Annotated in this window: 8 protein-coding genes; 2 read left to right on the top strand and 6 right to left on the bottom strand. The window is 66.5% G+C overall.

Going from position 1 to position 11,042, the window contains the following annotated elements:
• Nucleotides 1-207: 207 nt before the first annotated feature.
• Nucleotides 208-1,137, bottom strand: coding sequence for a type IV toxin-antitoxin system AbiEi family antitoxin (locus G6016_RS05415; protein WP_182631670.1), 930 nt, complete (start codon nucleotides 1,135-1,137; stop codon nucleotides 208-210).
• A 410-nt stretch (nucleotides 1,138-1,547) separates the two neighbouring features.
• Between G6016_RS05415 and G6016_RS05410 the strand changes: the two genes are divergently transcribed.
• Nucleotides 1,548-2,240, top strand: a complete 693-nt coding sequence (locus G6016_RS05410) for a nitroreductase (RefSeq protein ID WP_338403528.1) — start codon at nucleotides 1,548-1,550, stop codon at nucleotides 2,238-2,240.
• A gap of 38 nt (nucleotides 2,241-2,278) precedes the next feature.
• On the opposite strand, the gene G6016_RS05405 is transcribed toward G6016_RS05410, so the two are convergent.
• Complete coding sequence (locus G6016_RS05405) at nucleotides 2,279-2,515, bottom strand: hypothetical protein (protein ID WP_182631669.1); 237 nt, start codon at nucleotides 2,513-2,515, stop codon at nucleotides 2,279-2,281.
• A 4-nt stretch (nucleotides 2,516-2,519) separates the two neighbouring features.
• Nucleotides 2,520-3,197: an IMPACT family protein gene (locus G6016_RS05400; protein ID WP_182631668.1), complete on the bottom strand. Its 678-nt coding sequence runs from the start codon at nucleotides 3,195-3,197 to the stop codon at nucleotides 2,520-2,522.
• A gap of 51 nt (nucleotides 3,198-3,248) precedes the next feature.
• Between G6016_RS05400 and treZ the strand changes: the two genes are divergently transcribed.
• The gene (gene treZ, locus G6016_RS05395; RefSeq protein WP_338403526.1) at nucleotides 3,249-5,135 is read left to right on the top strand and encodes a malto-oligosyltrehalose trehalohydrolase; all 1,887 of its coding nucleotides are present in this window, start codon (nucleotides 3,249-3,251) and stop codon (nucleotides 5,133-5,135) included.
• Nucleotides 5,136-5,150: 15 nt separating this feature from the next.
• Here the strand turns inward: treZ and ilvA are convergent, their stop codons facing one another.
• The 3 genes from ilvA to rarD all read right to left on the bottom strand — a co-directional run bounded on the left by ilvA (nucleotide 5,151) and on the right by rarD (nucleotide 10,975).
• Nucleotides 5,151-6,425, bottom strand: a complete 1,275-nt coding sequence (ilvA, locus tag G6016_RS05390) for a threonine ammonia-lyase IlvA (RefSeq protein ID WP_182631666.1) — start codon at nucleotides 6,423-6,425, stop codon at nucleotides 5,151-5,153.
• A 65-nt stretch (nucleotides 6,426-6,490) separates the two neighbouring features.
• On the bottom strand, nucleotides 6,491-10,045 hold the full coding sequence (dnaE, locus tag G6016_RS05385; protein ID WP_182631665.1) for a DNA polymerase III subunit alpha: 3,555 nt from the start codon (nucleotides 10,043-10,045) through the stop codon (nucleotides 6,491-6,493).
• Nucleotides 10,046-10,078: 33 nt separating this feature from the next.
• Complete coding sequence (rarD, locus tag G6016_RS05380; RefSeq protein ID WP_182631671.1) at nucleotides 10,079-10,975, bottom strand: EamA family transporter RarD; 897 nt, start codon at nucleotides 10,973-10,975, stop codon at nucleotides 10,079-10,081.
• Between the last annotated feature and the right edge of the window lie 67 nt (nucleotides 10,976-11,042).

Genomic DNA, 11,042 nt, shown 5'->3' with positions numbered 1-11,042 from the left:
AGCGATCCGCAGATCCCCGTGAATCACCCAGGCTAGCGGGCCCCATGTGCAAGTCGGACTGCGATAGGCAAGACGAGGCGATATGGGCAGATCGTGTTCGGATGGGCCGATTGCGGCTTGATTGGCCGGGCGCGCCGGAATAGTCGCGCCGACTGACGCCCGGTCACTTCTGGCTTCCACGCTCATCCAATAGGCACGCTCGCCGAGCTATCCGGCGGTAGGAAAGAGCACCCGCAGTATCCGCTCGGCCAGCAATTGCGGATTGTCGAGATCATCCCATCGCCAGTGGAACACCCGATAGCCGAGACCGATGAGGGCTGCATCGCGATCTTTCTCGGCGGCAAGGCGACGGCGAGTCTCGGTTATGTCAACGCCGTCGAAGTACTTGCCGAAACCATCACATTCGCCGATCACTCCGTATTCACGCCACAGGAAATCCACCCGTGCGACGCGATTGCCGTCGTGGTCGTCAATCCTCACTTGCAATTCTGGCTCCGGGATCCCGTAGTCGGCGAAGATCAATCGGCTCCGTGTTTCCGCCACGCTTTCGCTTCTGCTATCGACCAGCTGCAGTGACCGTCGTGCACGTTTGATCCCGGACTTTCCGGACATGTCCTCGAGAGTCTGCTGAAGCTCTGGAACAGAAGTCAGGTTGCGAGCAAGAGCAGCATCCGCCACCGAGACGGCCGTATCCCGGCGAGTAGTGAGGGCAAGATCCGCGACAGTCCGAGTCGGGCTGGTGACCTTCAGGCCGTCAACGATCAGCACTTCGTCTTGATCGAGTTCTCGGCTGCGGAATCTCACCCTGTGTGTCGTACGAGTTCGAGAGACCTCGGCCGCCGTGCACACATCGACCCTTCCCAGCGGAAGATCCCAATCCGGCAATCCATGAATCAAAGCCGCAGACGAATGGGAGAACACCGGTGAGTCGAGAGCCTCGTCAGTCGCGAGGACACACAGTAAATGGCGGTCCTTCCGGGAGAGCTCCCGAGCCGACGCGTCGACGTAGTACCCGGGTCTGAGCCGGACAAGACCCCCTTCCTCCACAGCTCGGCTCATCCCCTGACTTACCATGCCCCTGTCGAGGAGTTGCTCGGTCGTCAACAACAGCGAACGTAGTTCCTTGATAGATGTCATACCACGATGATCATTTGCGATTGAACGCAGAATCGCCAGGAGAGCACGAACGACGCTCTGCCTGTGGACGGGCAGAAGCATGTGGACAAGAGATCCGTGAAGTGCGGAATGGCCAGCATCTGCTGGTCGCGACGCCAAACCACTAATTCGGTATCGATTCAAATGGACGATCTGCCCATTCAATTTCGATCTACCCACATGGATTCGTCTGACCCATCGCATTCCGACTTGCATATGGGGCCCGCTAGGCAATTCAGCCTCGCATGGGCAGGACGACAGCAGATGGGCAATTCGCGATCCGATAGGTAGATCAGCACCCACCCTGAGCATGGGGTTGAATGCGGCGCCCGTGCGGATCCGGCAACGTGCGAGACTGGGCTCACAGATAGCGAATCACCTCCGGAGGCCCCGTGTCCGACACCACCGCCCTTGCCACCGCCGCCGACGTTCTCGAGAAGGTCCTCGATGATCGCCACAGCTGCCGTGCGTTCACCTCTGAGACCATTCCCGAGGAGACGATCGAGCGGATCCTGCAGATGTCGCAGCGGACAGCGTCCTGGTGCAATTCGCAGGCCTGGCAGGTCGAGCTCGTATCAGGCTCCGCCACGGCCGCGTTCAGCAAGGCGCTGATGGATCACGTGGCGGCCAACGGCATGGGGTCGGATCTGCCGGCGCCCGAGCGCTACGAGGGGGTCTACAAAGACCGTCGTCGGGCCAGCGGATACGGGCTCTACTCGGCGCTGGGAATCGAGCGGTCCGACCACGATGCCCGTACCCGCCAGATGCTCGAGAACTACCGCTTCTTCGGAGCACCGCACGTCGCGATCATCACCTCTGACGCCGGCCTGGGCACCTACGGCGCGGTCGACTGTGGCGCCTATGTGTCCACGTTCCTCGCGGCAGCGACGTCACTGGGGGTGGCCACCTGCGCCCAGGCGGCGCTGGCGCTGTACTCCGACGCGGTCCGCGAGCACCTGGACATCCCGGAGGACCGGCTCATCGTGTGTGGCATCGCCTTCGGCTACGCCGACACCGAGCACCCGGCCAATGCGTTCCGCACCGAGCGTGCGGACCTGTCAGACGTGGTGCGCCGCCACGCGTGACGGCTGACGGCTGAAGGCGGGACTGCGACCGCTCCCGGTCAGTACAGTTCTTTCGGCTTGTCCTTGCCGCTGATCGCCTTGCGGACCTTGAGCCCGTAGTAGATCGTCGCAATGCCAGCGAGAATCGCGATCACCGTGAAACCACTTGCCACCCACAACCCGACCGGCAGCGACACAACCGTCACGCCCAGAGCAATCGCCGTGTTCCGCGAGTTCTTGCGGACCTGCTGTTTCTTAAGCTCAATCGAGTTCGGCTGGTAGGGCTGCATGCTCATACCTTCAGGATTCCATATCTGCGCGTGAGGCCGCGTTCTCGGTGGTCGCGACCCCCACGGACTCCCACTCGGCACCCCCGGACGTGCGGGTCGCGAGGATCGGCCCGAGTACGTCCAGCTCGCCGGCCACCCTCATCCGGACCCGCCGTCCGTAGTCCACGTCCAGGACCTGCGCACCGGCCGCACGCACCGCCGACTCGAGCCCACCGGCCACGGAGTGATCCACCTCGGCGACCCACGCGGGCGTGCGAACGACCTCCACGACCAGGCCGGAGCGCCACGCCTCGTCGACCGCGGCGCCCACGGCCGCCGCATAAGCCCTGGCCAGCCCACCCGTACCGAGCTTGGTACCGCCGAACCAGCGGACGACCACCGCGCACACGCCGGTCAGCCCGCTCCCGCGCAGCACGTCCAGCATCGGCGTGCCGGCGGTCCCGGAGGGTTCGCCGTCGTCATTAGACCGCTCGATCCGGCCGGCCCCGTCCACGTCCACCAGATAGGCACTGCAGTGGTGACGAGCGGTGGGATACGTGGCCCGGAGTTCGGCGATCAGCGCGCGGGCGCTCTCGTCGTCGTCGCACCGTCTCAGCACTGCGACGAACCTGGAGCGCTTCTCCTCGTATTCCCCCGTCACGTCGGGGCCGGCGGAGAGCCGGAGGTCTCGGGGCGCGGTCGGGTCCATCCCTCCAGTATCGCGATGTGCGCGGCGCGGCACTTGCCTACCCTGGGCGGTGTGATCTCCCCGCGCCCCGCGACCAGTTCCCACCACGCCCCTCACCGCCACGCCGATCACGGTGCCCACCACCGCCCCGACCCCGACGTCTTCTCGGTCTGGGCACCGCACGCTCGCGCCGTCGGACTGGTGCTGGACTCCCCCGGCGCCGCGCCCGTCCCCCTACGCCGCGGCGCCGGCGGGTGGTGGGTCTCCGAGGTCCGACGGGAGGTGGGAAGGGACTACGGGTTCGTGGTCACCCCGGGTGATGGGGACGACGACGACAACGTCGACACCGGCCCCGCCGGCGGAGCCGGGCCCGTCCGGCCCGATCCCCGTTCTCCGCGTCAGCCCTACGGTGTGCACGGGCTGTCCCGCGTGCATCGACTCGACCCGGCAATCTGGACCGACTCGTCCTGGACCGGGCGGCAGTTGGCCGGCTCGGTCATCTACGAGTTGCACGTGGGCACGTTCTCGGACGGTGGGACGCTGACCAGCGCGATCGAGCACCTCGACGAGTTGGTCGACCTGGGCGTGGACATGGTCGAGGTGATGCCGGTCAACGCCTTCAACGGTGAGCACGGCTGGGGCTACGACGGCGTGGCGTGGTTCGCGGTGCACGAGGCCTATGGTGGGCCGGACGCGTTCCAGGCGTTCGTCGACGCCTGCCATGCTCGCGGGCTCGCGGTGTGCCTGGACGTGGTCTACAACCACCTGGGGCCGTCAGGGAATTACCTGCCGGAGTTCGGCCCGTACCTGTCCGCCGCGGACGGGCCGTGGGGGTCCGGCCTGAACCTGGACGGCCGGGATTCCGGCGAGGTGCGGCGCTACATCGTCGACAATGCACTGCGTTGGTTCGACGAGTTCCACGTCGATGCCCTGCGCCTGGATGCGGTACACGCCCTGCACGACGATTCCGCCGTGCACCTGCTGGAGGAGTTGGCCGTGGCCACCGAGGCACTGTCGGCGCATCTGGGCAGGCCGCTGTCACTGATCGCGGAGTCAGACCAGAACAATCCCCGCACGGTCACCGCCCGCGCGGCCGGCGGGCTGGGTCTGGACGGCCAGTGGTGCGACGACGTGCATCACGCCATCCACTCCGCCGTGTCCGGCGAGCGTCAGGGCTATTTTGCCGACTTCGGGTCGCTCGAGACGCTGACCAGGGCCCTGACCGGCGCGTTCGTCCACGACGGGACGTGGTCGGCGTTCCGCGGCCGGGTTCACGGCCGACCGGTCGACGTGGACAGGGTGCCGGGGTCACGGTTCGTGGCCTACACCCTGACCCACGACCAGGTGGGCAACCGGGCGGCGGGCGACCGGCCATCGATGAACCTCTCGCCGCAGCAACAGCTGGCCAAGGCCGCGCTCGTGCTGTGTTCGCCGTTCACGCCGATGCTGTTCCAGGGCGAAGAGTGGGGCGCGGGGACGCCGTTCTGCTACTTCTCCTCCCATCCCGAGCCCGAGTTGGCCGACGCGGTGCGCACCGGCCGACGCCGGGAGTTCGCGGAGATGGGCTGGGATCCGGCGAAAGTGGCGGACCCGCAGGATCCGGAGACGTTCCAGCGGTCAAAGCTCGACCGCTCCGAGCAGGCTCTCGAGCCGCACGCCGCGATCCTCGCCGGCTACCGCGAGCTCATCGCACTTCGTCGCGCAACGCCGGAACTGAGCGATCCATGGCTGCGCTCTGTTTCTGTAGAGACGGGGACCGAGGCCGCCGATGACCGGTGGATGACGGTCACCCGCGGGCCTGTCGTGCTGGTGGTGAACCTGGGCACCGAGCCGTGCCGGGTTCCGATGCCCGACACGATCTCCCAGGCCGGCGAGACACTTCTCACCTCGGGCGCGGAGGTCGACCCGGATTCGGTGTTCTGCCAGGCGTTCGGGTTCGCGGTACTGCGGGCCCGGTAGGCGCGGCGGTTCGTCTCAGGTTAGGTATTCGTATGCGGCGGTGCCGGGCTCGAGTCGCTCGCATTCGATGCGGGAGGCGTCCATCCGCTCCAGCAGCGAGTGCAGGCCCGTCGGCGAGCCGAGCTCGATACCCACGAGTGCGGCACCGATCTCACGGTTGTTGCGCTTGAGGTACTCGAACTGGGTGATGTCGTCTTCCGGGCCCAGGACCTCGTCGAGGAAGCGACGCAGCTGACCGGGCTCCTGCGGGAACTTGACCAGGAAGTAGTGCTTGAGCCCCTGGTGAACCAACGAGCGTTCGATGATCTCGCTGTAGCGCGAGACGTCATTGTTGCCGCCGGAGATCACACACACGACGGTGGCGTCGCGGTCGATGTCGAGCTGTTCCAGAGCCGTCACGGACAGCGCTCCGGCGGGCTCAGCAATCACGCCCTCGTTCTGGTAGAGGTCGAGCATCGCGGTACACACCGCGCCCTCGTCCACCGTGAGAACCTGGATGCGCTCGGTCATGGACGAGATCACCCCGTACGGGAAGTCTCCGAGCCGGGCGACGGACGCGCCGTCGACGAACGTGTCCACGTGGTCGAGGGTGACGGGCTCGCCCACCTCGAGCGCTTTGGTCAACGAGGCCGCCCCGGCGGGCTCCACTGCGATGATCTTGCAATCCGGCGCGTACTCGGCCAGGTAGGTCGCGATTCCGCCGACCAGCCCGCCGCCGCCGACGGGCACCACCACGGCGTCGGGGGCCTGGTCGAGTTGCGCGAGGATCTCGGCGGCGATGGTGCCCTGGCCGGCCATGGTTTCGGGGTGGTCGAACGGCGGCACCATGGTGGCCCCGGTCCGTTCGGCGTCCGCGCGGGCGGCTGCCTGTGCCGCGTCGAAATTGGCCCCCGTCACCACGAGTTCCACCCAGTTGCGGCCGTGGGACAGGATGCGGTCCCGCTTCTGCTTGGGCGTGTTGCCGGGGACGTAGATGCGCCCGTTGATGCCGAGTACCCGGCAGGCGAACGCGACGCCCTGGGCGTGGTTTCCGGCGCTCGCGGTCACGACTCCGGCACTGCGCTCATCCGAGTTCAGCTGCGCCATGAGGTTGTAGGCGCCACGGATCTTGTAGGAGCGGACGTCCTGCTGGTCCTCACGCTTGAGCAGGATGCGGGCGCCGGTCTCCTCGCTGAGACGCTCACTCGTCTCCAGGGCCGTCGACCGAATCACGTCGCCGATCCGGCGGGCGGCGGCGTCGATGTCGTCAGTGGTCACGACCTGGTCGGTGGCGGAGTCAGTGGCGGTCACGGACACCAGTGTCCCACCGCCACCGTCACCGCCGCCAACCGGTCATGTGACGGGCACGGCCAGCCTCACCCGGTGAGGCACCCCGGTCCCAGGAGCGCCTTGAGGTCTCCCATGAGTGACGAGGACGTTTCGACCCTCAGATGGTCATCCAGCCGCAGGACGGTGGACGAGTCCCCGCTGACCAGTCGCAGGTGCACGTCGGATGGCCCCGGGTGGCGGGTGAGCACCTGTTTGAGAGCGGTGACGGTCTCGATGGTGCAGATCCGGGTGGGCAGTGTCAGCGCGAGCGGCGCACCGTTGCCGCCGACCACCAGGTCCGGGACCTCGAGGGTGTCGCCGAACACCGAGACACGGTCCTCACGGATATTGATGCGTGCCTTGACCAGCACCACGGAGTCCTCGGCGATGTCCATGGCGGCGATCCGGTACGTCTTGGGGAAGAACAGCACCTCGACGCTGCCGTTGAAGTCCTCGATCGTGACGATCGCCCACGGCTCGCCGTTTTTGTTGACCCGGCGGTCGACGCCCGAAATGATCCCGCCGATGGTCACCGCGGTGCCGTGCGCGAGTTCGCCCTCGTGGATCGTCGCGATCGACGTGTCGGTCTTGGCCTCGAGTGAGGCCTCGAGACCGTCAAGGGGATGGCCGGAGACGTACAGGCCGAGCATCTCGCGTTCCAGCGCGAGTTTCTGCTTGGTATCCCATTCCTCGTCCGGCACCTTCACGGCGAAGACATCGCCGAAGGAGGACGCAGCGCCCCCGTCATCGGTATCTCCCCCGCCGAACAGGTCGAACTGGCCCACGGCCTCGGCCTTCTTGGTGGACATGACCGATTCCACGGCATCGGCGTGGACGAGGAACAGGCCCTTGCGGGGATGTCCGAGTGCGTCGAACGCCCCTGCCTTGATGAGGGATTCGGTGACCTTCTTGGTGCAGGCGGTCTGGTCGATCTTCGCCAGATAGTCGGAGAAGTCGGTGAATGCGCCCTTGTCTTCACGGGCCGACACGATCGAGTCCACCACGTGGGCGCCGACGTTGCGGACGGCGCCCATCCCGAAGCGGATGTCCTCGCCCACCGACGCGAAGTTGGTGAGCGAGTCGTTGACCGACGGCGGCAGGACCCTGATGCCCATCTGCCGGCAGTTGGACAGGTACAGGGCCGCCTTGTCCTTGTCGTCACCGACGGAGGTGAGCAGGGCGGCCATGTACTCGGCCGGGTAGTTGGCCTTGAGGTAGCCGGTCCAGAACGAGACCAGGCCGTAGCCGGCGGCGTGCGACTTGTTGAACGCGTACGAGGCGAACGGCTCGATGGTGCCCCACAGTGCGTCCACGGCGTCCTTGGAGAATCCGCGCTCGAACATGCCGCCGGAGAACTTCTCGTACTCGGCGGCCAGCACCTCGGCCTTCTTTTTACCCATGGCCTTACGGAAGCCGTCGGCCTCACCGGCGGTGTATCCCGCGAGTTCGCGGGAGATGGCCATGATCTGCTCCTGGTACACGATCAGGCCATGGGTCTCGCCGAGGATGTCCTTGAGCGGTTCCTCGAGCTCGGGGTGGATGGGCACCAATTCCTGCTTGCCGTTCTTACGGTCGGCGTAGTTCCAGTGCGTACCCATGCCCATCGGGCCGGGTCGGTACAGGGCGAGGGCGGCCACGATGTCGTTGAAGCCGGTGGGCTTCATCCGCTTGAGCAGCTCGCGCATGCCACCGGAGTCGAGCTGGAACACTCCGAGGGTGTCGCCTCGGGCGAGCAGGTCGTACGTCGCCTGGTCGTCGGTGGACAGCGTGTCGAGGTCGATTTCCTCGCCGCGGTTGAGCTTGATGTTCTCCAGGCAGTCACCGATCACGGTGAGGTTTCGTAGGCCCAGGAAGTCCATCTTGAGCAGGCCGATGTCCTCACAGGAGGGATAGTCCCAGCCGGTGATGAGGGCGCCGTCCTGCGCGCGCTTCCACATGGGGATCACGTCGAGCAGCGGCTCGGAGGACATGATCACCGCACAGGCGTGCACGCCGGCCTGCCGGACCATGCCCTCGAAGCCGCGGGCCGTCTCGTAGATCCGCTTGACGTCCGGATCGGTCTCGATCAGCGACCGCACCTCGGCGGCCTCGCCGTACCGCTCGTGCTTCGGGTCGGTGATGCCGGCCAGCGGGATGTCCTTGGCCATGATCGGAGGCGGGAGTGCCTTGGTGATCCGGTCGGCGATCGCGTAGCCGGGCTGGCCGAAGTTGACCCGCGCCGAGTCCTTGATGGCGGCCTTGGTCTTGATGGTGCCGAACGTGATGACCTGGGCGATCTTGTCCGCGCCCCACTTGTCCGAGGCGTAGCGGATCATCTCGCCGCGGCGGCGGTCGTCGAAGTCGATATCGATATCCGGCGCGGACGGTCGCTCCGGGTTGAGGAATCTCTCGAACAGCAAACCGTGCTCGATCGGGTCGATGTTGGTGATCTTGAGCGCGTAGGCGACCAGCGCGCCGGCGGCGGAGCCTCGGCCCGGGCCGACCTTGATGCCGATCGAGCGGGCGTGGTCGATGAGGTCGCCGACCACGAGGAAGTAGCCGGGGTAGCCCTTGCCCTCGATGACCTCGAGCTCGAACTTGGCGCGGTCGAGGTACTCCTGCGGAACGCCGTCCGGGAAACGCCACTCGAGTCCGCGTTGGACCTCCTCGGCGAGCCAGGTGTCCTGGGTATGCCCGTCGGGCACGGGGAACTTGGGCATCCGGTCCCGGGGCGTCCAGATGTCGTCATACGGCTGGACGCGCTCGGCGATCCACAGCGTGTTGTCGCACCCGCCGGGGACCTCGGAATCCCACTGGGCGCGCATCTCCTCGGCGGTCTTGAGGAAGTATCCGTCACCGTCGAACTTGAAGCGTCCCTCGTCGGCGAGGGTCTTGCCGGTCTGCACGCAGAGCATGGCCTCGTGGGCGTGAGCCTGCTCGCGGGTGACGTAATGGCAGTCGTTGGTGACCAGCGGCGGCATCCCCAGGTCCTTGCCGAGCTTGAGCAGGTCCTCGCGGACGCGGCGCTCGATGTCGATCCCGTGGTCCATCAGCTCGAGGAAGAAATTGTCCTTGCCGAAGATGGACTGCCACTTCTCGGCGGCCTCGTACGCCTCCTTGATGTGGCCCAGGCGCAGCCGGGTCTGGATCTCGCCGGACGGGCAGCCGGAGGTGGCGATGATGCCCTCGGAGTACTCGGCCAGGATCTCGGCGTCCATGCGGGCCCACTTGCCCAGCTGCCCCTCGTAGGAGGCGAGCGAGGACAGCCGGAACAGGTTGCGCAGCCCTGTGGCGTTCTCCGCGACCATGGTCATATGGGTGTAGGCACCCGAGCCCGCGACATCGTCACTCTTCTGGTGCTTCTCGCCCCACAGGATGCGCTTCTTCTCGAACCGCGACTCGGGCGCGACGTAGGCCTCGATCCCGATGATCGGCTTGATGCCGGTCTTCTTGGCCTGCTTGTAGAAGTCCGACGACCCGTACATGTTGCCGTGGTCCGTCATCCCCACCGCCGGCATCCCGAGCCGGGATGCCTCCGCGAAGAGGGGATCGATCTGTGCCATCCCGTCGAGCATCGAGAACTCGGTGTGATTGTGCAGATGCACGAACTGGGATCCGGCCACGCAGCATTCCTCCTACGACTAGTCCGGCCCAGTCTAGGTCGGATCTACGACAGGGTCCGAGTCGCCGGCGCGTGCCGTCCGGTACGCCCTGCGCGGCGACCTGCCTGCCAGCGTGAACGCGATGACCGCGACCCAGATGAGGGCGAAACCGACCCACTGCACGGCATCGAGCCGCTCCCCCACGACGATCAGTCCCCACGCCATCTGCAGCACCGGGACGATGTACTGGAGCATGCCGACGGTGGCGAGCGGGATGCGCTGCGCGGCGAATGCGAACAGCAACAGCGGCACCACCGTGACCAGTCCGGAGGTGATGAGCAGCGCCGTGTGACCGGCACCGTGTCCGGTGAAGGTGCCGGCGCCGGTCGCGCCGAGCCACAGCAGCAGCGCCAGGGCGAACGGGGCGACCACCGCGACCTCGCCGGTCATGCCGATCACCGGGTCGACGCGCAGCTTCTTCTTGAAGACCCCGTACAGGCCGAAGCTCACCGCGAGAATCACCGAGAGAGTGGGAAAGTGACCGTAGCCGGCGGTGAGAACCCCCACGGCGACGACGGCGAGGCCGACGGCCAGCCACTGTGGGCGAGTGAGTCGTTCACGGAAAATGAGGACCCCGAGCAGAACGCTGACCAGCGGGTTGATCGTGTATCCGAGGGCCGCCTCCGTGACCCGACCGGAGTTGACAGTGTAGACGTACACGCCCCAGTTGGCGGAGACGAACACGGCGGCGCCGAAGATCCAGCCCCACGAGGCCCGGTCCACGGAGAACAGGTCCCGCCAGCGGCGCAGAACGGTGAGCACGATCGCCATGACGACCAGCGACCAGACGATGCGGTTGCCGAGGATCTCGAGCGCACCCGCCGGCTCGAGAAGGGGGAAGAAGGCGGGAAAGAATCCCCACAGCGTGTAGGCGGCGACGCCGGCGACCATGCCGCCGGCAACCGAGGAGTCGACGGACTGACCGCGAGCGCCCGCGGTCGTGCCCTCGACCGCGCCC

The organism is Dietzia aerolata, from assembly GCF_014144865.1.
Lineage (GTDB): Bacteria > Actinomycetota > Actinomycetes > Mycobacteriales > Mycobacteriaceae > Dietzia > Dietzia aerolata.
The sequence above is the reverse complement of the archived record's forward strand: the minus strand, read 5'-3'. Positions and strand labels throughout refer to the sequence as shown.

What these genes read in the sequence shown, in the direction of transcription:
- G6016_RS05415 (WP_182631670.1), bottom strand. Translation starts at nt 1,137, where the DNA reads ATGACATCTATCAAGGAACTACGTTCGCTGTTGTTGACGACCGAGCAA.
- G6016_RS05405 (WP_182631669.1), bottom strand. Translation starts at nt 2,515, where the DNA reads ATGAGCATGCAGCCCTACCAGCCGAACTCGATTGAGCTTAAGAAACAG.
- G6016_RS05400 (WP_182631668.1), bottom strand. Translation starts at nt 3,197, where the DNA reads ATGGACCCGACCGCGCCCCGAGACCTCCGGCTCTCCGCCGGCCCCGAC.
- rarD (WP_182631671.1), bottom strand. Translation starts at nt 10,975, where the DNA reads ATGGTCGCCGGCGTCGCCGCCTACACGCTGTGGGGATTCTTTCCCGCC.